Raw genomic sequence first — 23,205 nt, 5'->3', positions numbered from 1 at the left:
AACCCTCACTCGAAAATGCGCGCCAAGTCCTCGTCGTCGTAGTTGACGAGCAGTCGGTCCTCGTCTTTGAACGTCCGAAGGACGACGTTGGTGTTCGAGTTCTCGACGCCCTCCGTCTGGATAATCGACTCCATCAGCGTCTGGAGGTGTTCGTGGTCACGAACCCGTGAGACGACGTAAAACGACATCTCACCGAGCATGAAGAACACCCGCTGGACGCCGGAGAGTTCCGAGAGACGCTCCGCGATCTCCTCGTAGCCGGGGCCGTCGTAGTTGGCGTCGATTTCGGTAATCGCCGTCAAGCCGAGGCCGAGTTTCTGCGGGTCGAGTTTCGAAATCTGTCCCTCGACGATTCCCTGTTCGCGATACCCCTCGAGTCGGTAGTAAATCGTCGACGCGCTCACGTCTAGTTCGTCGCTCAGTTCGTCGACGCTTACCTCGCCGTCCTCGTCGAGACGTCGGAGTATCTCGAAGTCGGTCTCGTCGAGCGTGACCTCTGGCATCGTTTCGCTCATCGATGTGCGTTCGTTAATAGCTTGTCTTGCTCTCGGTCGACTGGGCGTCGATACGGTCGTCCTGGCGGTCGACTCGCATGGGGTTGCGTCGCCGCTCGGCGGTGACGATACCCGGCTCCAGCGTTGCCGTCAGTCGTCCGGCCTCGTTTCCCATCTCCGAAATCGTCGTCCCGTCGGGTTCGACGACCATGCTGCTCCCACAGAAACTGCCGCCGGCCTCCGTCCCCGCTCGATTACACCCGATGACGTAGGCACCCTGTTCGACCGCGCGGGCCGGCAGTAACGTCTGCCAGTCTCGCTCCATCTTCACCGTCCACGCCGAGAGGTTCACGAAGAGGTCACACTCCTCGCGGGCCAGCGCGGCGCTGGCTTCGGGGAAGGCGAGGTCGTAACATATCTGGACGCCGACGCGGCCGAACGGCGCCTCGACGACGAGGTAGCGCTCGCCCGCATCGAAGGCGTCCCGTTCGTCACCCCAGAGGTGGCGTTTGTCGTAGCGGGCCCGAACGTCGCCGTCGGAGTCGAGCCAGACGGCGGCGTTGTACACCGCGTCCCCGTCGGCGAGGGGCATCCCGAACAGCACCTCGCTGTCGGCGGCGTCGGCGGCCGCGCCGAGCGTTTCCGTCGTCTCTCCGCCGACCGGTTCCGCGAGGTCGTCGAGTCGGTCGAAGACGTGATACCCCGTCGTCGCGAGTTCGGGAAACACGACCAAATCGGCGTCGGCGGCCTCGATTGCCGCCGTCATTCTCGAGAGCGTCTCCGCTTTCGGCTCTTCGAGGGGCACGTCGAACTGGACGATAGTACAGCTGAAGGGGTTCATTTCCCCTCGAACTCCGGTTCGCGGTCCTCTTGGAAGGCCGCGACGGCCTCCTCGTGGTCGCGGGTTTGCGAGCAGATGCGCTGGGCACGGGTCGCATCCGCGAGGGCGTCGTCGAGTTCTGTGTCGAAGCTCTCGTTGACGAGCCGTTTGCTCTCCGCGAGTGCGACGGGCGGCCTATCGGCGAGTTCGCTCCCGAAGGCCGCGGCGGCGTCGAGCAGTTCGTCGGCGGCGACCTGCTCTCTGGCGAGGTCCCACTCGACGATCTCCTCGCCGGAGAGCTTCCGGCCGGTGAAGATGAGTTCCTTGGCGCGGGCCTCCCCGACGAGTCGGGGCAGGAGGAACGCGCCACCGTCGCCGGGGACGAACCCGACGTCGATGAACGTCTCACCGATGACGCCCTCGTCGCTCGTGATGCGGAAGTCACAGGCGAGGGCGGTGTCACAGCCGGCGCCCAAAGCGTAGCCGTTGACGGCCGCGATGACCGGCGTCGAGATACCGCGAAGCGTCCTGACGACGTTCTGGAACAGCCCGAGGCCGGTCTCGTACTCCGCGAAGTCCATCTCCGGCGTCAGCGGCATGTCCGTCAGGTCGACGCCCGCACAGAAGGCGTCGCCGGCACCGGTGAGGACGATGGCCCGGACGTCGTCGCGGTCGTCCAGCGTCTCGAAGGCCTCGACGGCGCCGTGGAGCAGCGCCTCGTTGTAGGCGTTCATCGCGTCGGGGCGGTCGTATCTCACGCAGGCGACGTACTCGGCGAGCCACTCGGTTTCGATGGGGGCGTCGATTTCAATCATCGCTCTCACCTACAGGGGCCGGGACCGTTTCTGTATCGGTCGACGGGGCGCGGAGCGTCACCGCGGCGTCGACGATTTCGACGCCGTCGTCGTCGGCGAACACCGGGTTCAAATCCAGTTCCTCGACCGCGGGGTTGGCCTCGACGAACGCCGACACTTCCAACAGGAGGTCGACGACGGCATCGCGGTCGACCGGCGGGTTCCCGCGAGCGCCGTCAAGCATCTCTTGGGCCTCGATGTCGTCGAGCATGTCGCGGGCGTCGGCCTCCGAAAGCGGGAGCGCGCGGAACGCCACGTCTTCGAGGACTTCCACGAAGACGCCGCCGAGCCCGACCATCATCACGCGCCCGAACTGCTCGTCGTCGACGACGCCGACGATGAGTTCGACGCTGCCCTCCCGCATCGGCGAGACGAGGACGCCTTCGATGTCCGCTTCGGGAGCGTACGATTCGGCGGCCGCGAGGAGTTCCTCGTAGGTCGCCTCGACGTCGTCGTCGGCGACGCCCAACGCCACGCCGCCGGCGTCGGATTTGTGGACGATGTCCGGCGACACCACCTTCATCGCGACCGGGCCGTCGGCGCCGGTCGCCGCATCGAGCGCCTCGCCCGGTGATTCGGCCAACTCGAACGGAACGACGGGCAACCCCCGCTCGCGGAGCGCCCGCTTTGCGGTGTACTCCGAGAGCTGTCGGCGCCCCGCCTCGATCGCGTGGCCGATCTCGTCGGCGTCGTTGTCCTCGCCGTCGAATCGGAAGTCGCTCTTCTCGTCGGCGGTGGCGAGGTGCTCGCCGTAGGCGGCCAGCGATTCGAGGCTACTGGCGGCGACGTCAATCGACTCGACGACCGGGATGCCGGATTCCCGGAGAATCTCGTGGGGTTCGGTGCCGAACTCCGCGTAGGCGCTCTGGACGACGATGGGGGTGTCGTGGCGCTCGGCCAGCGTCACCAACTCCTCGGCGACCCCACATTCGACGTCGGTGTACTGCTCGGCAAAGCGGATGCCGTAGCCGCCGAAGAGGCCGGCGAGCAACAGCGCGTCGACGTTCGGGTCGGATACGATGGCCTCCGCACAATCGTAGAAGACGCGCTGGTCGTCGTCGGTGCCGCCGGCGACGTCGACGGGGTTGACGACGCTTGCAGCGTCGGGCAACACCTCCTCGAGGCGCCGTTGGGTCTCGTCGGTCACTTCCGGGACCGAGAGGCCGCGTTCGGCGAGGGCGTCGGCGGCGAGCGTCGCGTGGCCGCCGCCGTCGGCGAGGATGCCGACGTTCGGGCCGTCGGCGGCCGGCAGCGACGACAGCGAGTTCGCGACGGCGAGCAGTTCGTCGGAGCGTTCGACGCTGACGACGCCGGCCTGTTCGAGGACGGCGTGGGCCACGGCGCTGTCGCCCGCCAGCGCGCCGGTGTGAGAGGACGCCGACTGCTTGCCGACGGCCGACCGGCCGCTCTTGAGTGCGACGATGGGCGTCTCGGGCGTTACCTCGCGTGCCGCCTGCAGGAACGCTCGCCCCTCGCTCATCCCCTCGACGTACAGCACGATGGCGTCGGTTTCAGGATCGCCGTTCAGATACGGGAGGTACTCGTGGAACTTGAGGTCGGCCTCGTTGCCGACGCCGACGTAATGGCTGTAGCCGACGCCTTCCCGCGTCGCGGCCTCGGTGAACAGCGAAATCGCCATGTTGCCGCTCTGACAGAGCAGGCCAAGGCCCCCCTCCGGGACCCCGTCGGCACCGACGAGGTTCAGCCCCGCGTGGACGTTAATCATCCCGGAGGTGTTCGGCCCGATGAGTCTGATGTCGTGTCGTTCGGCCAGCGAGACGATTTCGCGTTCCAGCGCCTCCCCGTCGGTGCCGGCTTCCCCGAAGCCGACCGCGATGACGACGGCGCCGGCGAGGTCAGTCCCGCCGCAGTCTTCGAGTACGTCCGGGACGACGTGTGCAGGCGTGACGATGAGTGCGAGGTCGACTCGGCCGGGAATCGCGGAGACGGTGGGGTGGACCTCGAGGCCGCGAATCTCCTCGGCGCCGGGGTTGACCGGATAGATGTCGCCCTCGTAACCACCTTCCTGAAGCGTCTCGATGGCCTGATAGCCGCGTTTGGTCTCGTCGGTCGATGCGCCGACGACGGCGACCGCCTCGGGGTCCATGATTCGCTCGATGTCGGTTGTCTCCGACACGGTCACTCACCCACGAACGTCGGCTCTCGGTCCTCGGCGAAGGCGTCGACGCCCTCCTGCCAGTCGTCGGTCCCCATGCAGGCCAACAGCGCCTCCGCCTCGGCGGTCAGCATGTCATCCCGGGTCGCCGAGCCGACGCGGCCGAACTGCGATTTCGCGAACTCCATCGGTATCGGCGCGTTGCCCGCGAGGTCCGCCGCCAGCTCGTCGACGGCGTCGTCGAGTTCGGATTCTTCGACCGCTCTCGTGACTACGCCCTCTTCGGCGGCTTCCGTGCCGGTCAGCGTCGCCGCCGACAGGACGAGTTCCTTCGCGCGGGCGGCGCCGACGCGCTGGGCGAGGGTGTAGGTGAGACCGCCGCCGATGTAGGTCCCGATGCTCACCTCGGGGAACCGCAACTCCGCGTCGGCGCCCATGAGGATGAAGTCCGCACTCATCGCGAGTTCGGCACCGCCACCGATGGCGTAGCCGTGGACCTTCGAGATGACCGGCGCCGGGTGCGTCTGGACGGCCTTACACGCGTCCTGTGCCGTCCAAGCGTAGTCACGCCGTTCCTTCGCCGACCGCTGTTGTTCGTCGTGGTTCTGCATGTCGGCGCCGACACAGAACGCTCGACCTTCGCCTTCGAGGACGACGACGCGTGCGTCGTCGTCCTCGGCACGTTCGAGCCCCGACTGGACCCCTTCGTAGAGTTCGCCGGTCACGGCGTTGAGCCGGTCGGGACGGTTGAGTCGGATGCGGGCGATGTCGCCATCGACCTCGTAGACGGTCGGGGAATCCGTCTTGGAATCTGTCGTCGTCATGTCTGCCACTGGCTTATCCCTCGTGACTTACCCACATAAGCTTTGGCCGATTTTCAAAATAGCACCTCATATTCAGAAACTTTCCAAATATAGATTCGAATCTTGGGATAGTTTATTATAGGAGTGTGTGTAACAGACTCATAGCCATGTCGAAGGGCTCGAACTACAGACGGCGTGACGTACTGACAACCGTTGGGGCAGGAACACTCGCCGGACTGGCGGGGTGTCTCGGCGGCAACGGTGGAGGAAACGGCAACGGGAACGGAAACGGCAACGGCAACGGTGGCGGCAACGGAAATGGCAACGGCGGAGGTGGCGGTGGCGGCGAACTCCGCTTCCTCGGCTTCGGTGGCAACACCCAGGAGGCACAGATGTCCGTCTTCGAACCGTGGGCCGAGGAGACCGGGACGGAGGTCACCGGCACCGAAGCCGGGGGGACCTCGGAGATGATTTCGCTGATAAAGCAGAACCCCGGTTCGTTCGACATCGTCGCGCTCAACGACACGGGGATGGTTCGCGCTCAACAGGAGGACGTCATCGAGCCGATCGACCTCTCGATGGTCCCGAACTACGAGAAGAACATCCGGGATTCGGCACGGTCGCTGACGTTCAACGTCGACGGGGACGATACCTACGGTCTGATCCGGGAGAACGGCGCAACCGGGTACGCGTACAACACCGAGAAGATCGACGACGAACTCACCTCCTGGGAGGACATCAAAGACCCCGCCTACGAGGGAGACGTGTCGCTCATCGACCGGACCATCGACCGACTGTCCAACTGCGCGGCCGCGACCGGCCTGAACATCAACGAGGTGCCGGACGACGAGGCGAAGACCGACCAGATGTTCGAGGAGGCCAAAGCACAGGACCAGAACGTCTTTAACTACTGGAGCGACGGCGCCACGTCCATCCAGTACCTCCGTCAGGAGAACGCGCTGATTTGTGAGGCATGGGGAGGCCGCGTCCTCGCACTGCAGGAAGAAGGCTACGACCACATCGAGTACGTCATCCCCGACGAAGGCGCGATGGCGTGGTCGGACAACCTCGCCGTCGTGAAGGGAACCGAGAGCCGCGAACTGGCACACGAACTGTTGAACCACACCTACCAGCGCGAGCACCTCCTCACGCTCTCGGAGAAAATGAACTACACCGTCCAAGTGAAGGACCCGCCAGAGGAGATGAAACAGCTCCCGGACTACGCCCCGGCCGAGGACCTCGCGTTCCGCGACTGGGACGTCGTCCTGCCGAAGGAGGACGCCTGGACCGACCGCTTGAATACAATCAAACAGAGCTGAGACATCCATATGCTCGAAGTTCGCGATTTTACGAAGTACTACGGCGATCTGTGTGCGGTGGAGAACCTCTCGTTCACCATCGACGAAGGGGAGTTCATCACGTTGCTCGGTCCCTCCGGGTGTGGGAAGTCCACGACGCTGCACGCCATCGCCGGGCTCGTCGAACCGACCGACGGGAAGATCATGCTCCGCGGCGAGGACGTGACCGACCTCCCGCCGGAGAAGCGCAACATCGGGATGGCGTTCCAGTCGACCGCGCTGTTCCCGCACATGACGGTCCGGGAGAACATCGCCTTCGGGCTCGAGATGCACGGCCACGACTCGACTGCCGTCGAAGAGCGCGTCGACGAGTCGCTGGAACTCGTCGACATGCCAGACCACGGTGACCACAAGCCGGGAGAGCTCTCCGGCGGCCAACAGCAGCGCGTCTCGCTGGCGCGGGCGCTGGCATACGAGCCGGATATCCTCCTGCTGGACGAACCCCTGACGGGACTCGACAGGGTCCTCCGCGAGGAGATGCGCGGCTGGCTCGACCGCATCCAGACGGAAGTCGGCGTGACGACGCTGTACGTCACCCACGATCAGGAGGACGCGCTGTCGATGTCCGACCGCGTCATCGTGTTGAACGACGGGCAATCCGAACAGATAGCCGCCCCCGAGCGGCTCTACGAATCGCCAGCCACCCCCTTCGTCGCCGAGTTCGTCGGGAAATCCACCCAATTCAGCGGTCCCGCCTCACGGGACGGCGACCGGACCGTCGTTGTGAACGACGGGAAGACGATAACCGTCGACGGAACCGACATCGACGACGGCGACGAGGCAAACCTGTACGTCCGCCCGGAGGACATCGAAGTGAGCGCGACGCCCGCAGGTGCCGAAAACGAGATTCCGGGACGCGTCGTCAACGTCGCCAACCTCGGCAATCGAGCCGAGGTGACCGTCGAGGTGGCCGACGGCCTCGAAGCGCTCGCCCACACGAGTCGCTTCCCGGACATCGACATCGGCGACGAGGTCCACCTCCGGTTCGACCCTGAGTCGGTGATCGCCCTATGAGCGTCTCCCGGCCGACGGTCGAGGGCGTAACCGGCACCATCGGCGAACTCATCGAGGGCCGAATCACGAACAGCCACCTCGCCCTGTTCGGACTCGGGTTCGTCGGGGTGTTCTTCGTTCTCCCGATACTGCTGCTCGTCCCGGAGAGCATCGCCTTCGGCACCGGCGAACCGCTGCAGGCGTACCGGCGGGCGACGACGGGCATCTACGTCGATGCCTTCGTCCGCTCGTTCCTCTACGGCGTCATCACGACGGCCGTGACCCTGGCCTTGGCGTACCTGCTCAGTTACTTCATGGCCTTCGGGACCGAGCGAGTCCGCCTGACGATGACGCTCATCATCGTACCGCTGTGGATCGCCTACATCGTCCGGTACTTCGGCATCCTGCTTTTCCTCTCGCCTGCGGGCCCCTTCGCCGATCTGACCGGAATCGAACCGTCGCTGCTGTTCACGACGCCGGCGGTCATCATCGGCCTGGCGAACGTCTACCTGCCGTTTGCGGTGCTGCCGATCTACAACTCCCTGAACGCCATCGACGAGGAGCTCATCAGCGCCGCACGGGTGCTCGGCGCCAGCCAGTGGCGAACGCTCGCCGCCGTCGTGTTTCCCCTCAGCCTCCCTGGACTCGTCGCCGCGGGACTCATCGTGTTCATCCTGGCGGCCGGGTCGTTCCTCGGTCCCGCCGTCCTCGGTGGGCCGAATCAGTCGATGATCGCCAACGAGATCGCCGGCGCGTTCCTGGATAACTTCAACATCCGCTTCGCCTCGGCACTGGCGGTCATCTACTCGATACTGCTCGTCGGCACGCTGCTCGTCTTCAACACGGTGTTCGACCTCCGGGAGGTGCTCGGAAACATATGAGCGGACGTTCGCTCCCGAGTCCACGGCGGGTCGGACTCCTCGCGGCCGTCGTCGCGGTGTTCGCGTTCCTGCTCGTACCCGTCGTCATCGTCGTGATCACCTCCTTTACGCCACAGGCGTTCCCCGGCATCCCACAGGGAGAGCTCTCACTGCGGTGGTACAGCGAGCTCATGGGCGACGAGAGGCTCCTCAACGCGCTGAAAGTGAGCCTCATCGTCGCCACGGCCTCGTCGATTCTCTCGGCGATCATCGGGACGATCGCCGCCTTTGGCTTCGTCCGCGGCGAGTTCCCCTACAAGGAGCAGATATCGACGATCATGCTGTTGCCGATGATCATCTCGCCGGTCATCACGGGTATCGCGCTCGTGCGGTACTTCGGGAGTTTGAGCCTCCCGTCCGGATACCCGGCGCTCATCCTCGGACACACCGTGCTGTCGCTGCCGTACGTGTTCCTGCTGGTTCGCTCCGAGCTGGTCACCTTCGACAGGGACCTCGAGCGCGCCTCGCGCGTCCTCGGGGCCGGCCCGGCGGCGACGTTCCGCCACGTGACTGGCCCCATCATCTCACCGGCGATTATCGCTGGCTCGTTCATCGCCTTCGTCGTCTCCTTCGGCGAGTTCACCGCGACCCAGTTCCTGATTTCACCGGGGACGAGCACCGTGCCGGTTGTCATCTACACGATGTTGCGAACCGGCCTGACGCCGACGATCAACGCCTTGTCGGTCGTCCTCATCGTCGTCATGCTCGTGGTGGCGCTGAGCAGTCGACGGCTCAGTTCCGCCTGAGCACTCGTTTTTTCGGTCGGTGCGCTCCTCTCGACTCACAGTCGACGACCCACGGGCTTATCCCGTCGCCGCCGGAACCCCCGCCACATGTCGGGACACGACATCAGCCCGGACCAGCAAATCGACAGCAACCTGTTCATCACCGTGTCGGGGCCGCCGGGAAGCGGCGTGACGACCCTCTGTGAGGGACTTGCCGAGGCGATGGACTGCGGGTTCATCTCCGGCGGCGAGGTGTTCCGCGAACTCGCCGACGAGCGCGACATGAGCCTCTCGCAGTTCATCGCGAAAGCCAGCGAGAACGAGGACATCGACCGCGCCGTCGACCGCCGCCTGCGCACCATCGCAGAGAAGTGGGGCGCGGCGAACAAGGCGTTCGTCCTCGAATCGCGGCTGGCGGGCTGGCTCGCCGGCAACCGCGCCGACCTCCGGTTTTGGCTCGACGCACCCGAGGAGATCCGCGTCGACCGCACCGCCGACCGCGAGGAGATAGGCGCCGAGATGCGCGTCCGCGACGTCATCGACGTGAAACGATACGAGTCCTACTACGGCATCGACCTCTCGGACCGCTCCATCTACGACCTCTGTATCAACACCGCGCGGTGGACCCCCGAGAACACCCTCGACCTCGCGCTCACGGCCATCGACTCCTACGACTCCGAAACCGACGAGGGTTCCTTCCCGACCGCCGACCTCGACATCTAGAAACTCAGGTGTGAGGTCGAACTCGGCGCGCCGTCGTCGTCGATGCCGCCCTCGTGGCTGAACGACACCTCGTCGTCGGTGAGGTACACCTGCCCGTGGCGGACGGACACGTCGACTTCGACGAGCGTCGACCCCGCGGCCTTCCCGTTGTCGCAGTACCCCGTCTCCGCGTCGAACATCGACCCGTGTTTCGGACAGATTATCTGCCCCTCACGCATCGCTGCACCGCGCCCGCGGTCGAGCCGTTGGTCGGTTTCGTGTTGACAGAAGTTCTTCCACGCCGAGACGCCATCCGCGAGTTGGACGAGAATCACCTCTTCGAGACCGCCGTCGGCCTCTTCGACGGTGAAGAGGTACGAGCCGTTCTCGGGCACGTCCTCGACGGCGGTGAGCAGCGTCGCCATACCTCGCCGTACCGGTAGCAGTCTCAAAATTCCACCGCCGACAGCTAACTGCGGTTACAACAGGCCGTCGTCGCCGACGAGCGTGTCGGTGGTGTTGTCGATGACATCCGTGGTGCTGTCGGTAGTGTCGTCGACTGCGCCGGTGATGGAGTCGTCCGGCGTCGCCGTCGGTGTCGCGGTGGGTTCCGGTGTCGCGGTCGCCGTTGGCTCCGGTGTCGCGGTCGCGGTCGTGGTCGTGTCACCGCTGTCGTTTCCGTCGGTGGACCCGGTCGAACCGCCGGAGTCGTCCGGGTTCGGCGTCGCTGTCGGTTCCGGCGTCGCTGTCGCCGTCGGTGTCGCTGTCGATTCCGGCGTCGCTGTCGCTGTCGCGGTGGGTTCCGGCGTCGCGGTCGTCGTCGGACTCGGCGTCGCCTGCGCTTGAGTCCCGTTCGCTCCCCCGCCGGACGCCGGCGTCGGCGTTCCCTCGGGTTCAGCGTCGGTTATCGGTGCGCCGGCCGGCATCGGGACAGCCGCGGTGAGAAAGCTTACGAGCGCGACCATCACGACGACGCCGATGACCGTCGCCGTCGTCCGGGAGAACACCGCCGACTTGTACTCCGAATCGTCCTCGGAGGGGTGCGTCGGCCGCTGTACCTGCGGTCGTTCTATCGGGTCTCGCTCCGACCGTCGCTTCTGTCGGCCGAAGTTCGCGGTCGTCGGTTCCTCGACGCCGGCGTCGTCACCCGCCTCGTCGCCGGCGTCCGTCCCGTCGGTCTCCGCCTCGGCGTCCATCCCCTCGACCTCTGCGTCGTCGCTACCCGCACTCGAATCGTCGTCCGCCGTCTCGGCGGGGAATTCGAACGGGGAGGCGTCGGTCTGGTCGGCGTCCGGGTCGTCCATCTCGCCGTTGATGACCGACCAGACGATGTCGGCCGGGTCGGAGTCAGGGGTCGTGCTGTCCGAGTCGGAAGCCTCGCTGTCTTCGACCGTGTCGGCGGTCGACACCGAATCGGAATCGGCGGGGTCGTCGGTGCCCTCCGAGTCGGCGGGGGCGTCAGCACCCTCGGAATCGGAAGGTTCGTCGCCGGACTCGGAGGCGGTCGGCTCGCTTGTCTCGGCGGCCGGCGGCTCCACATCGGATGCTGGAGCCGTCGCAGTCCCGTCTTCGGGAGCGTCGGCGTCGTTTTCGGTGTCGGCGCCGGCGAAGATGAATCCCGATTCCTCGTCGGTGTCGTCGGTGGCGTCGATGGCGTCGGTTTCCGCCGCCGGTGCCTCGGAATCCGCCGAAGCCGATTCGGGGTCGGCATCTGCAGCCTCCGTCGAGGCGTCGTCGACGACAGCACCCGACGCGGCCGCTGTCGTCCCCGCCACCGATTCCGATTCGGGGACGTGTCCGAGGTCCCGGGCGGTGACGCGGTCGTCGAACAGCGACGTGAGGACGCTCAACACCTGCCCTTCGTGGGCCGCCGGCGTGATGTGGAAGTGCGCCCGGGCGCCCGACTGCTCGAACTTCGAGGTGATTTCGTTGAGGAACTGAAACACGCGGTTGGCCTCGACGTACTGCAACAGCGCCGTCACGGACTCGAAACACACCACGGTCCGGTTGCCGTTGCCATGCCACGCCGAGAGGAACTCCGAGATGGCGATGCCGACGCCGGTGAGGTCGCTCGGGTCGGAGATGTGCCGAACCATCGGACCGGATTCGCCGCCGAGGCGTGCGCTGCCGTCGGAGCCACCCACGTCGACGGTGACGATACCGACGTTGGACGGCGGGGCGTCGGCGTGGCGTTTCAGCGCCTCGATGCGCTCCCGGCCCGATTTCGTGACGGTGACGAACAGCACGTCGACGTTGGTGGGGTCGTCGACTCCGAGGAGGTGCATACACGCGGCTTCGTCGCACTCGCCGTACTCGCCGGTCTCGAAGAGGACGTTCGTCGGGCCCGTTCGTGACATCTCGAATTACTCACCCGGTCCTCGTGAGCCGCTCCCACGATACTGCGATTGTTTCGTGTTGATACGGTAACCTATAGTGGGTTTCGTTCGTATCGAGTCTCGATACGGAGATACCGCCGATTTCTCACGTCGACGGCCGCGTCCCGGACCCCGGCTACGACAGCGGTGGTGACAGTTCCGGCGGCGTTTCCGACGAGTCCTCGGGGTCGTCGACGGCACCGGTTTCCGTGTCGCGTTCGCGGTCGAACAGACACGAGACGGCGTACGCGAACTGTCCGAGCGTCGGCAGTGGGTCCCGTTTCGAGACGATGTCGTAACAGCACGGCTTCGACGACGGCGTGAGAAACTCCGCGAGCGCCGTTGCTCGGTCCTCGCGTGCGAGCACCTGTTGGGCGTCGGTGAACAGACACCGCGCCCGGACGCCGACGGCGTACTCCAACTGCGGGTCGACGTCGTTGCCGATGGCCAACTGATACAGCAGATACGGGAAGTCGACGCCGGCGTACACCGACAGCGCGAGACTCCCCCACAATCGGGGGTTGATTTCGAGGAGTTTCGGTTCGCCGGTGTCGGCGTCGACGCGGAACTCCACCATCGCGAGGCCGCGCCACTCCAGTGCCGTCAGGAACTCGTCGGCGAGGGCGACGAGTTCCGGGTCGCGGATGGTTTCGCGGTACGTACTCGCGCCGCCTTCGGGCGGGTTCGAGCGAAGACGCTTCTGGACGGTCAACGCGGTCAGCGTTCCCGAGCAGTCGTACAGGGTGTACACGCCGACTTCACGGCCGAAGGGAACGAACTCCTGGACCAACAGCGGGCGGTACTGTGCCGGCGTCTCACGGAGCGTCCGTTCGAGGTCGGCCCGTGAGTGACAGACCGAGACCCCGTTTCGGCTGGACCCCCGTGTCGGTTTGACGACGACCGGGTAGCCGAGTTCCTCGCCGACGGTGTCGATGTCGAACTCCTCGGCGAAGCGCGTCTCCGGGTGGGGAACGTCGTGAGCTCTGGCCGCCTCGATGGTTCGTCGCTTGTCGAGCCCGACGGCCAGTCGGTCGTACGGGAGAAACGGAACTGTCGTGTGTGCTTCGAAGCGGTCGCGGTGTCGGACGACGGTTTCGACCGTCGCCTCGTTCACCGGCAACAGCATGTCGTAGTCCGTCCGCTGGAGTTCCGCCTCGATGGCACGGACGAACGCCTCCGGGGCATCGACCGGCGAAGGATACGCCACGAACCGGTCGACGTATCTGGACAGCCGCCCGGCGTGGAATCGTCTCGAACTCCCGGCAGTCACGTCCAGTCCCCGCCCACCGAGACACCGAATCGAGACCAATCCGTGCCGCGAGTGTGCGTTCAGGACGAACACCTTCGCCATAGGCCGCCTACAGTGAACGGCCCCTTCAGCGTTGTTTCGGTTAAGTTGTGTCTACTCGGATTCGTTTGGGAACCGGAAAAACCCGTTCAGACGGACCCGATGGGGTCCTCTACGCCGTCGAAGTAGCGGTTGGCGACGGCCTCGGCGGTCCGCAGCGCCAGAGCCTGCCCCGAGTGTGTGGGATTGGCGCCGCCGACGCCGTTGGAGAGCGCCGAGTGGTCGGCGACGAACAGCCGACTCACGTCCGTCGCTTCACAGCCCGTATCGAGCACCTTCCCCATCGCCATCGACGACTGCATGTGTAACAGAATCGGCGCGGCGTCGGTGCGATGGACGTCCTCGGCGCCCGCTTCGTCGAGGATTTCCGCGGCCCGTCGGGCGAGGTCGTCGCGTCGGGCGTCGTCTTCGGGGTGAGCCTCCCACTCGACGAGCGGAACGGGACCGTGTTCGTCCTCGGTCGTCTCGTCGATGGAGACGCCGTTTTCCTGTCGGGGTCGGTCGTCGGTGTGGCAGATGAGCGTCAGCGTCCGGCGGTAGTCGGCCATCTGTGCTTTGAGTTGCCGACCGGCGAGTCGGCCGGCGGTGTCCCACGGTTCGCCCGCGGTGTCGCGGTCGAAGGCCCACTCGCCCTGTGCGGCGGCGTACATCGCCATCGCGGTGATGCCGGGCGCGAACGTGTTGACGGCGATACCGCCTTTGCCGGGAACGTCGACGCGTGAACCGGCAGCCTGCCCCTGGTGGGGTTCGACCGCACGCTGGCCGATGAGCGCTTCGAGGGTGTCGGGGTCGAAGGTGCCCGCGACGAAATCGAAGTGGTGGGTGGTCAGCCCCCGGCCGACCCAGCCGTTGTCCGGAAGTCCGGAGTTGAGCCACAGTCGCGGCGTCTCGATACAGCCGGCCGCGAGAACGACCACGTCGGCGTGGATGCGCTCGGTCGTCCCCGCCCACGTGTCGCGGAACTCGACGCCGGTGGCCTCCTCGGCCGCACCGCCTTCGGTGAGGATGGCCGTCGCGAAGGCGTTCGGTCGAATCTCGACATGGCCGGTGTCGAGCGCCCGCGGCACCAGCGAGACGTTCGAGGAGCGACGCGCCCGCTCCCGCATCGGCGCGTCCCGGGGATGGGGGCCACCTTGGTGTTCGTGCATCGCCAGCGTGTCGCCCTCGTAGTCGGGGTAGCGGTACTCGCCGGCGTTGTTCTCACCAACACCGTCCTCATCGCCACCGTCGCGCATCAGTCGCTCGTCCGGTTGCGGGATGGCGTTGGGGAAGGGCCGATACCCCGCGTCGGTGACGTTGTAGCCGTCGTTGAGGCCGTACCCCGCTCTTCGAGCGCCCTCGAAGAACACCTCGGCTTTCGGCGTCGTCGGCGCCGGTTCGACTGGATGCGTCTCCTCCAGCAGTTGGTAGTACGGCACCAGCTCCTCGTAGTCGATGGGCCAGTGCGGTTGGTCCTCGATGCTCGTGACGAACGCCCGCGGGTGGTTGGCGTAGTAGTGTTGGGTCGTTCCGCCGACGCCCGACAGCTGGGAGATGAGCGCTTGCTGGGGGACCGTCCGTTGCCACGGCGGCCGGTCGGAGTCGGCGGGGCCCCACCGCAGTTTCCCGGTGACGGGGTCGTTCATGTCGCCCTCCTTCGAGGTGAACTGCTCGTCGTACAGCTCACCCGAGAGGTCCGAAGGGTCATCGGAGCGTTCGCCGCCCGGCGCGTCGTTGGGCGCCTCCCACTTCTCGTTGCCGTAGAAGGGGCCAGCCTCCAGTATCGTCACGTCGATGCCGAGTTGGCCAAGTCGCCACGCCAGCGCCGGGCCATCACCGCCCGCACCGACGACGACGACGTCTGTGTCGCGTTCGTACATCAGTACTCGTTCTCCTCGAATTCCTCGACTTCGTAGCCCATCCCGACTGCGTAGCCGTCCGCCGGCCCGGGGTAGTCCGCCTGCCGCCAGCCGAGCGAGCGCTCCTCACCGTCGTCGGCCGTCACTTCGGAGTAGTAGACGAACTCCACGAGAATCGGCAGGGAACTGGCGAGAAACTGGATGGTGCCGAGGGCGGCGGAGTCGAACCGATCGGCCAACCGTGGGAAGACGCCCTCGTCTTCGAGCAGTCGAAGCGCACGCAGGCGGTCCTGCCGGGAAAGTCGCGAGAACGGCCCGCCGGCGAATTCCTCGGCCGGCGAGTTGAAGCCGTTCGCACTGCGGCGCCGGACGAGCAGTTCGGCGGCCGCGGTGTCGAGCAACACCGCGACGGCCGGAGCCATCGGCGTCGCGTCGTAGCCGGCGGCGGCGAGGGCGCCGTCGGCCTCCTGAAAGTTGTTCACGCGGTCGATAATCTCTTCTTCCAGTCCGACGGCGAGCCCGCCGGGGACGTGTTCGTCGCCTCGGTCGGCGAGGTCGGGCGTCTCCGGGACGAGTGCGTCGACGAGCGCGGCGAACGTTCCGCGGGTGTGGCTCACGACGGCCCCACCCCCTCTCGTGTGGCAGCCATACCCTCACGTGCGGTCGGCCTCACCTCAACGTTCCGCCGTCAATGTGCGGAACAACGACCCCCGACTCACTCCCGGTCGAGATGCAGCGAGACGCGACCGACGGCGACGGTCTTTTCCCCCTCGTTGGTGGGCATCGTCACCTCGACTTCGACGACGCCCATACTCCGACCGGAGCGGACGACGGTCGCCTCGGCAGTCAAATCGGCGGCGGCCGGTCGGACGTAACTGACGTTCAACTCCGTCGTCGCGTGCGGCGTCGACATCGGGTCCGGGAGCGTCGTGCGGATGGCCGCGCCACCGGCGTGGTCGATGAGCGTCGCGACGACGCCGCCCTGAATGGCCTCCGACCCCGGATTGGTGAGCGACGCCTCGTGAGGCAACGTGAGGCGGATGAACCCCTCTCGCTGGTCGTCGATTTCGATGCCGAGGTCCCGGAGGTGGTCGTGGTTCTCGAGGAACCACTCGTTGGTGTCGGTCATAACTCCGGTTCGGTGAGGGCCGACTACAAACTGTCGTGTGGCTGTTGGAGGGTGGAATCGTCAGGCATCCAGACTCGACATCGCCGCACCCGCCGCGGCGGCGACGAGCGTCCCGACGGCGGCGACGGCCACCCCCGGCGTGAACGTCCCCGTGGCATCCCGCAGCGCGCCGATGACGACCGGGCCGAGAAAGCCGCCGATTTCGCCGACCGCGAAGACGACGCCGACCGCGGTGCCGGTCAGTTTCGGACCGATGCCATCCAACTCGACCGGCACCGCACGGATGAGCGGCGAGAGCCCGCCCATCCCGAGTCCGATGGCGACGACCGGAGCGACGAGCAACAGGACGGCCTCGGGTTCGGCCAGCAACCCCACGACCCCGAGGCAGGCGACGGCGGCGCAGGCGACCAGGGTCGCCCGCCTGCGACCGAAGCGCTCTGCGAGCGCCGGAATCGTCAACACGCCGACGACCTGTCCGACGACGAGGGTGCTGGCGATGGTTCCCGCGAGGTCCGCCGTGACGCCCCGGGTTTCGAGTATCGTCACCAGCCACCCCTGTATCCCGTGGAGGACGAACAGGTACATCGTCCCCAACACGACGAGCAGCCGAAGGTCGCGGTGGCCGAGGACGGCCCGAAGGTCGTCGGCCAGCGAGGCGAGAGTGAGGTCGCCGTCGGCCTCGGTTTCGTGGACCCCAGCGGGAACGTACCACGCCGCGATAGCCCACACCGCAGCGACGGCGAGTGTGGCGATGCCGCTGTACAGGAACAGCGGCCGCCAGCCGCCCAGCGCCGGGCCGATGACGGGGCGGCCGAACGCGAAGACGGTCGCGCTGCCGACGTAGGAGCCGACGAGGTACACCGATGCCGCCCGGCCCACGCGGTCGGCGGGATACAACTCCGAGGCGAGTTTGGGCAACCCGAAGGTGAGCCCCGTCGCGCCGACGCCGAGCAGCAGCGTCAACGCCAGCATCGACGGGAACTCGGGGGCAAAGGACCGGCTCAACTGCCCGAGGCCGGCGAGTGCGATGCCCAAGCCGACGCCGACTCGCGCGCCGAGTCGGTCGACGAGCAGACCACTTGCGAGACCCAGCGGGATGTAGGTCAGCGGCACCGCCCCCGCCAGCACGCCCGCCTGCGTCCCCGTCAACCCGAGGTCGTCGATGACGGGCTGGAGGTACGCCGGCAGCGAGAACCAGACGAATAGCAGCGCCCCGTAGCCGAGGCCACCGAGGGCCAACAGCGCGGCGTTCTCGACGCGGGTCGGTGGCCGTGTCATCGTCCGTGGTTCGAACAGCACCCCGATAGTCCCTGCTGAATTCGTCCGCCGAAGGGGTTCAGTCCATGAGCCGACGGAATCATATTTATTTCGAGCGACAGGTCGAAGAGATATGGAACTCTCCAGCGAGGGCAGTCGCGTGCGAACGGTTGCGACCGGCTGGTTCGTCGCCCTCCTCGTCTGGAGTGTTTTCGTCTCGGGCATCGGCTTCGGTTCGTGGTTCGACGGGTGGCCGGACTGGGCACGTTTCGTCGCCGTACAGGCGTTTTCGTTCCCGGTGTTTCTGTCGGCAGTTCAGTTCACGTACGTCGAGCAGCGACCGAGGTTGGTCGGGGGTTTCGCCCTTCCGTCGGCAGTCACGACGGCTGGCTGGCTCGCGTTCGTCTCTTGGCCGCGGCTTTCGACGAGGTTCTTCGTTGACCTGCTTCCGTTTGCGGTCCTTTTCGCGGGGGCGTTCGCGCTTTCGTGGTGCGTGCTCGGCTATGCCGTCGGCACCGCACTGCGGTGGAAACGGGCCGGTGAGGCCGTCCCGAAGCGGACGCTGGCCCGCGCGTGTACGATGGTCGTGTTCTCGTCGGTCTTCGTCTTCATCTCACAGGCGCTGTACTGGTCGATTTTCGTAATCGGACTGGGTGATTCGCTGTGAGCGACACGTCACCCTCCGCCGGAGTTTCGCCGGATGTGGCCGCCGCCGTACTGTTGGTGACGACGCTTTTCGTCTCGGTGGCTATCGTTGGCGGGCTGTGGAGTCTCGGTACCGGGTCACAGCCGGGCGACAGCGCGCCGAACGTGGACTGGGAATCCGAACAGACCACCACAACCCTCACGGTCGATGGCGAACGCATCGAGGTGACACGGACGACGTTCCGACACACGGGCGGCGACACCGTCGATGCAGACAGACTGCGCATCTACGTCCACCGTAACGGCACTGAAACAGAGACTGGAATCGACCCCGAAGGAACCGTCGCCGGTCTCGGTGCCGAGACGGTGACGGAGGGGGACGCCGTTTCGGTGGTCGGTGGGGCGACCGTCGGCGAAAACGAGACGTTCGGTGGCTTCGCCATCGAATCCATCGACGGCGACCGACGGCTCACGGACGGGAACAGCGTCGTCGAACTCCGAGCAGGGGATGTGGTCCAACTCGTCTGGAGCGACGGCGAGCAGTCCTCGACGGTCTATGTCCGAGAGGTCGAATAGCCCGAATCAGAACTCGACCGTCTCGCCGTCCTCGGGTATCGTCACGCCATCGACGGCCGCTCGTAGGTCTGCCCGCGTGACCAGGCAGTGGTTGATGGCGTCCATGTGGTCGGCGATGACGGGCACGTCGTCGTCGACGGCCGCCCGGACCGACGCAACGTCGTCTTCGTCCATCGTGATGGGTTCGCCCTCGACGAACCGGGCCCCGCCGGCGTTGACGACGACGGCGTCGAAGTCGTAGGCATCGATGGTTTCGGCGACGGCGTCGTACCAGACGGTGTCGCCGGCGAGATACAGCGACCCTTCGCCTTCGAAGACGACGCCGAGGACGGGCGCCATCTTCTCTGCCAACTCGCCGTGGCCGTGGCGGGCCGGCGTCGGTTCGAGTATCACGTCGCCGAACGAGTGGTGGATATCGAGCGGTCGGACGTCCTCGAAGCCCTCCTCGCGGAACTCGTCGGACTCCTCGGGATGGCAGAACAGCGGTATCTCGCGGTCGAGGAACTCCCGGGCGGCGTCGTCGAAGTGGTCGCGGTGACGGTGGGTGACGACGACCGCGTCGTGTGTGAGGTCGACGTCCGGGCGTTCGACGAGTGGGTTCTCGCGATCGTTGGGCGTGTTCGGAATCGGCGGGATGTCGCCCGGTTCGCCGAGCATCGGGTCGACGAGGAACGTCGTCTCCCCCAACGTGACGAGCAACGTGGCGTGACGAACGAGTTGAACGGTGGGCATACCGTCACCTGTACCGAGGGCGTCCTAACTATTGGTGTGCCGGCAGGCTCCGAACGGGAGAAATCCACAAACCTGCGATTGTCCGAGTTGGACTATAATAATGTTCAATCTAGTCGTGTGTATCGTGAGTGATTTATTTATATAGGCAAAAGTATTAACAGTTGACAGCCGCTGTTTTAAAGTCATGACCGACGACCACCGGCGTGTTCCGTCCGGCACACCGGGTTTAGACGAGGTGCTGCAGGGTGGCTTTCTCAGTGGCCAGACGGGAATAATAAACGGTGGTCCGGGGACAGGCAAGACGGTTCTCGCCTTGCAGTTTCTCACCGCGGCCGACGGGCCGAGTCTCTACATCGGCTTCGAGGAACGGGAGACCGACATCAGACGGAACGCCGAACTGCTCGGCATCGACCTCTCGGAGGTGACGATACTCGACCTTAGCGCCGGCGGCGAGCGGTTCTTTTCGGAGGACTCCTACACGGTGTTCCCGGCCGACGAGGTCGAGGGCGAGGACCTACTGGAGCGCATCGCGACGGCCATCGACGAGGAATCCCCGGAGCGGCTCGTCATCGACCCGCTGTCGGAACTCCGGTCGCTGCTGCCCGACGAGTACCAGTTCCGGCGGAACATCTCCTCACTCATCAACGAACTCAAAGAGCGGGGAACGACGACACTGTGTACGACCCAACCGACGAGTGGGCGGGTCGAACAGGACCTCAAGTTCCTCGGGGATTCGACCATCGAAATCCGGCGGACGACCGACCACCGGTCGCTCGAAGTGACGAAGTTCCGCGGGTCGGGGTCCGCCGACGGCCGACACACCTATCGCATCCGGTCCGGCGAGGGCGGTCGCGTGTATCCGAAACTCGTCCCCGGAGAGTTCCACCGGGAACACACCCGGGACCAACTCTCCTCGGGGCTCTCGGAACTCGACCGACTTCTCGGCGGGGGCATCGAACGAGGGTCGGTCACCGTCCTCTCCGGACCGTCGGGTGCCGGAAAGACGACACTCGGGTCGCTGTTTCTGGAAGCCGCCGGCAACCGCGGCGAAGGGGCGTTCGGCTACCTCTTCGAGGAACTGGAGTCCGATTATCTGCACCGCTCCGGCGAAATCGATATCGACATCGAGTCACTCGTCGAGACGGGTGCCGTTCGAATCGAGGAAATCGAGTCACTCGCACAGAGTCCCGACGAGTTCGCTCATCACGTCCGGACGGCCGTCGAAGAGGAGGATGCCGAAATCGTCATGATTGACGGCATCACCGGCTACCGACTCGGCCTTCGTGGCGACGACTCCCAGGCCGAACTCACCCGGGAACTCCACGCGCTGTGTCGCTACCTCAAGCGGATGGGTGTCACTGTCATCCTCATCGAGGAAGTCGAGAACATCACCGGCGACCTCTCGGCGACCGACGAGCAGATTAGCTACCTCGCCGACAACATCGTCTTCCTCCGATACATGGAAATCGACGGCGAGATTCGGAAAACCGTCGGCGTGCTGAAGAAGCGCTTCGGTGACTTCGAGCAGTCCCTTCGAGAGATGTCGATATCCGAGAACGGCGTCAAGGTCGGGCCGAAACTGACCGGGATGCGCGGCATTCTCACCGGCATCCCCGAGCGAACCGACGAGTCGGGCTGATGGCCCCCCAAGATGACTCGTCGCCGCGGCCACACCGCCACTCCGACAGCGGCGACAGCGACGAGTGGTTCTCCGAGCGGACGCCACGAATCGCCCTCGGCGTCGCCCAACCGCGGGACAGAGAGCTGTTGGAGTCGCTCCTCTCGGCGTTCGAGGTAATCGATGTAGCCGAACCGGTTCCGGAGCGGACCGACATCTGTATCGTCGATGCCGACGGCCTCGCGTCGTTCCGCGAGGCGCTGTTGGCGTGGAAGGCACGCGAACGGCCGACCACGGCGCCTGTGTTGCTGTTGACGACCGACTCGGTCGACGAGGCATGGCGACGCCACGGCGACTCTGTCGGTGAGTTGCTCGACGGTATTCAGTCGATTCCGGCGCCGAGGAAGGCGGTTCGCTCCCGGGTCGATGGCCTGTTGGCGACGCGACGATACTCGGTGCTGTCGCGACAGCGACAGCAGGAACTCGAACTGTACGAGCGAGCGATAGACACTGCCGGCATCGGCATCAGCATCGCCGACGCGAACGAAGACGACCTGCCGCTCGTCTACGTCAACGAGGAGTTTCTCGAAATCACGGAATACGACCGCGAGGCGGTCATCGGCCGGAACTGTCGGTTCCTGCAGGGCGAGAACACCGAGGAGTCGACCGTCGATGAGATGCGGTCGGCGCTGGCCGACGAGCGGCCGGTGTCGGTCGAAGTTCGCAACTACCGGCGCTCCGGCGAGCAGTTCTGGAACGCCCTCGACATCATGCCCGTGCGTGACGAGGACGGTGAGGTGACGCACTTCCTCGGGTTCCAGCGTGACGTCACCGAGCGCAAGCGTCGAGAGCGGTTGCTCGAACAGTACCAACGAATCTTCGAGTCCATCGAGGACCCGGTTTTGGTGCTCGACGACAACGGTCGGATCGTGGATACGAACGCAGCAGCCAAAGCCGCGTTCGGCGTCGATGGAACGATTCCCGAGGGAACGCCCGCACCGAGCCTGTTCGAAGGGAAACAGGCAGCGAAGTTCCGGACGGCGACGGCTGCGGTTCGGGGCGGAGGGAGCTCCCGGACGATGGAACTCACGACGACCGGCCCCGATGGGAACTCGACGGTCTTCCAGTTCCGATTTCAGCGGCTGGAGGCGACCGACGACTACGGCGAGCGAATCATCGCTGTCAGTCGTGACATCACGCGAATCCAGGAGTATCAGAACCGCCTGTCGGTTCTCGATCGAATCTTCCGACACAACATCCGCAACAAACTGAACATCGTCACGGGACTGGCGGAACTCCTCGAGGCCGACGGCGACGAGGAGGTGGCGGCGATAGCCGACGACATCGATACCGCGGCGTCGGATCTGCTGGCGATTGCCGACGCGGCCCGCGCCTTCAACCGTAGCATCGACCCCACCAAACCGCGGACACAGGAACTCGACCTTTCGGCGTTCGTCCGCGAGGTGGGCGAGGAACTCCGTGAGAGTTACCCCGACGTCGACATCGACATCTCGGCGCCCGGAGCCACCCAGGCGGTCTGCCCCGCGACGATTCGGCTCTGTCTGGAACACCTCGTCGAGAACGCGGTCAAACACGCGGGCGTCCCCGCTCCCCGAGTGGAAATCGAGGTCGAGGAGACGGACGACCGGGAGTGGGTCGAACTCCGCGTCAACGACGACGGGCCCGGGTTCTCCGAGCGCGAACGGCGCGCGCTGACCAGCGGCGCGGAACGCCCGCTGGAGCACCTTCAGGGAGTCACGCTGTGGCTGATTCGGTGGGCCGTGACGAACGCGGGCGGACAACTCGACATCCGAAACCACTCCGAACGGGGCGCGACGGTCGTCCTCCGACTTCCGGCGGCCGAAGAACAGTCGCCGACGTAGGGTAAACTCCCGTCCCGTG

At 65.8% G+C, this 23,205-nt stretch carries 22 protein-coding genes; 9 read left to right on the top strand and 13 right to left on the bottom strand.

Annotation, left to right across the window (positions count from 1 at the left end):
* Positions 1–5: 5 nt before the first annotated feature.
* Genes HWX69_RS06080 through HWX69_RS06060 form a run of 5 tightly spaced genes read right to left on the bottom strand, consistent with a single transcriptional unit; the run spans position 6 to position 5,108 of the window.
* Positions 6–503 (bottom strand): Lrp/AsnC family transcriptional regulator, encoded by a 498-nt coding sequence (locus HWX69_RS06080; RefSeq protein ID WP_178916191.1) that lies wholly within the window; start codon positions 501–503, stop codon positions 6–8.
* A gap of 25 nt (positions 504–528) precedes the next feature.
* Positions 529–1,335 carry a carbon-nitrogen hydrolase family protein gene (locus HWX69_RS06075; protein WP_178916190.1) on the bottom strand — a complete coding sequence of 269 codons (807 nt, stop codon included), beginning with the start codon at positions 1,333–1,335 and terminating at the stop codon, positions 529–531.
* Positions 1,332–2,129, bottom strand: a complete 798-nt coding sequence (locus HWX69_RS06070) for an enoyl-CoA hydratase/isomerase family protein (protein ID WP_178916189.1) — start codon at positions 2,127–2,129, stop codon at positions 1,332–1,334. Before HWX69_RS06070 ends, HWX69_RS06075 begins: the two co-directional genes overlap by 4 nt.
* The gene (locus tag HWX69_RS06065; RefSeq protein WP_218644675.1) at positions 2,122–4,305 is read right to left on the bottom strand and encodes an acetate--CoA ligase family protein; all 2,184 of its coding nucleotides are present in this window, start codon (positions 4,303–4,305) and stop codon (positions 2,122–2,124) included. Before HWX69_RS06065 ends, HWX69_RS06070 begins: the two co-directional genes overlap by 8 nt.
* A 2-nt stretch (positions 4,306–4,307) precedes the next feature.
* Entirely contained in the window at positions 4,308–5,108 is an 801-nt protein-coding gene (locus HWX69_RS06060; protein WP_178916619.1) for an enoyl-CoA hydratase/isomerase family protein, read from the bottom strand.
* A 146-nt stretch (positions 5,109–5,254) separates the two neighbouring features.
* On the opposite strand from HWX69_RS06060, the gene HWX69_RS06055 reads away from it, so the two are divergent.
* The 5 genes from HWX69_RS06055 to cmk all read left to right on the top strand — a co-directional run bounded on the left by HWX69_RS06055 (position 5,255) and on the right by cmk (position 9,806).
* Positions 5,255–6,406: an ABC transporter substrate-binding protein gene (locus HWX69_RS06055; protein ID WP_178916188.1), complete on the top strand. Its 1,152-nt coding sequence runs from the start codon at positions 5,255–5,257 to the stop codon at positions 6,404–6,406.
* Between the two features lie 9 nt (positions 6,407–6,415).
* Positions 6,416–7,459, top strand: a complete 1,044-nt coding sequence (locus tag HWX69_RS06050; RefSeq protein ID WP_178916187.1) for an ABC transporter ATP-binding protein — start codon at positions 6,416–6,418, stop codon at positions 7,457–7,459.
* Positions 7,456–8,319 (top strand): ABC transporter permease, encoded by an 864-nt coding sequence (locus HWX69_RS06045; protein WP_178916186.1) that lies wholly within the window; start codon positions 7,456–7,458, stop codon positions 8,317–8,319. Before HWX69_RS06050 ends, HWX69_RS06045 begins: the two co-directional genes overlap by 4 nt.
* On the top strand, positions 8,316–9,104 hold the full coding sequence (locus HWX69_RS06040) for an ABC transporter permease (protein WP_178916185.1): 789 nt from the start codon (positions 8,316–8,318) through the stop codon (positions 9,102–9,104). Before HWX69_RS06045 ends, HWX69_RS06040 begins: the two co-directional genes overlap by 4 nt.
* Positions 9,105–9,191: 87 nt before the next feature.
* On the top strand, positions 9,192–9,806 hold the full coding sequence (gene cmk / locus HWX69_RS06035; protein ID WP_178916184.1) for a (d)CMP kinase: 615 nt from the start codon (positions 9,192–9,194) through the stop codon (positions 9,804–9,806).
* On the opposite strand, the gene HWX69_RS06030 is transcribed toward cmk, so the two are convergent.
* From HWX69_RS06030 to HWX69_RS06000, 7 genes are all read right to left on the bottom strand, one after another.
* Entirely contained in the window at positions 9,803–10,210 is a 408-nt protein-coding gene (locus tag HWX69_RS06030) for a Rieske (2Fe-2S) protein (RefSeq protein ID WP_178916183.1), read from the bottom strand. The genes cmk and HWX69_RS06030 overlap by 4 nt on opposite strands.
* 54 nt (positions 10,211–10,264) lie before the next feature.
* The gene (locus HWX69_RS06025) at positions 10,265–12,142 is read right to left on the bottom strand and encodes a DUF7504 family protein (protein WP_178916182.1); all 1,878 of its coding nucleotides are present in this window, start codon (positions 12,140–12,142) and stop codon (positions 10,265–10,267) included.
* A 154-nt stretch (positions 12,143–12,296) separates the two neighbouring features.
* Entirely contained in the window at positions 12,297–13,511 is a 1,215-nt protein-coding gene (locus HWX69_RS06020; RefSeq protein ID WP_178916181.1) for a carboxylate--amine ligase, read from the bottom strand.
* A gap of 86 nt (positions 13,512–13,597) precedes the next feature.
* On the bottom strand, positions 13,598–15,367 hold the full coding sequence (locus HWX69_RS06015; RefSeq protein ID WP_178916180.1) for a GMC family oxidoreductase N-terminal domain-containing protein: 1,770 nt from the start codon (positions 15,365–15,367) through the stop codon (positions 13,598–13,600).
* Positions 15,367–15,963: a hypothetical protein gene (locus HWX69_RS06010; RefSeq protein WP_178916179.1), complete on the bottom strand. Its 597-nt coding sequence runs from the start codon at positions 15,961–15,963 to the stop codon at positions 15,367–15,369. Before HWX69_RS06010 ends, HWX69_RS06015 begins: the two co-directional genes overlap by 1 nt.
* Positions 15,964–16,061: 98 nt before the next feature.
* The gene (locus HWX69_RS06005) at positions 16,062–16,475 is read right to left on the bottom strand and encodes a PaaI family thioesterase (RefSeq protein ID WP_178916178.1); all 414 of its coding nucleotides are present in this window, start codon (positions 16,473–16,475) and stop codon (positions 16,062–16,064) included.
* 60 nt (positions 16,476–16,535) lie between these two features.
* Positions 16,536–17,753, bottom strand: coding sequence for an MFS transporter (locus HWX69_RS06000; RefSeq protein WP_178916177.1), 1,218 nt, complete (start codon positions 17,751–17,753; stop codon positions 16,536–16,538).
* 112 nt (positions 17,754–17,865) lie between these two features.
* On the opposite strand from HWX69_RS06000, the gene HWX69_RS05995 reads away from it, so the two are divergent.
* Positions 17,866–18,399 carry a hypothetical protein gene (locus HWX69_RS05995; RefSeq protein ID WP_178916176.1) on the top strand — a complete coding sequence of 178 codons (534 nt, stop codon included), beginning with the start codon at positions 17,866–17,868 and terminating at the stop codon, positions 18,397–18,399.
* The gene (locus tag HWX69_RS05990; RefSeq protein WP_348642982.1) at positions 18,396–18,953 is read left to right on the top strand and encodes a type IV pilin domain-containing protein; all 558 of its coding nucleotides are present in this window, start codon (positions 18,396–18,398) and stop codon (positions 18,951–18,953) included. The genes HWX69_RS05995 and HWX69_RS05990 overlap by 4 nt, the downstream gene beginning before the upstream one ends.
* Positions 18,954–18,959: 6 nt before the next feature.
* Here the strand turns inward: HWX69_RS05990 and HWX69_RS05985 are convergent, their stop codons facing one another.
* Positions 18,960–19,685, bottom strand: coding sequence for an MBL fold metallo-hydrolase (locus HWX69_RS05985; RefSeq protein ID WP_178916174.1), 726 nt, complete (start codon positions 19,683–19,685; stop codon positions 18,960–18,962).
* A 184-nt stretch (positions 19,686–19,869) separates the two neighbouring features.
* On the opposite strand from HWX69_RS05985, the gene HWX69_RS05980 reads away from it, so the two are divergent.
* Together HWX69_RS05980 and HWX69_RS05975 are read left to right on the top strand one after the other, a co-directional pair.
* Positions 19,870–21,324, top strand: a complete 1,455-nt coding sequence (locus HWX69_RS05980) for an ATPase domain-containing protein (RefSeq protein ID WP_178916173.1) — start codon at positions 19,870–19,872, stop codon at positions 21,322–21,324.
* Positions 21,324–23,186: a PAS domain S-box protein gene (locus tag HWX69_RS05975; RefSeq protein WP_178916172.1), complete on the top strand. Its 1,863-nt coding sequence runs from the start codon at positions 21,324–21,326 to the stop codon at positions 23,184–23,186. The genes HWX69_RS05980 and HWX69_RS05975 overlap by 1 nt, the downstream gene beginning before the upstream one ends.
* The last annotated feature ends 19 nt before the right edge of the window (positions 23,187–23,205 follow it).

It is taken from the genome of Natronomonas gomsonensis, assembly GCF_013391635.1.
GTDB lineage: Archaea > Halobacteriota > Halobacteria > Halobacteriales > Haloarculaceae > Natronomonas > Natronomonas gomsonensis_A.
Note: the sequence above shows the minus strand (reverse complement) of the source record. Positions and strands in the feature narration are given on the sequence as shown.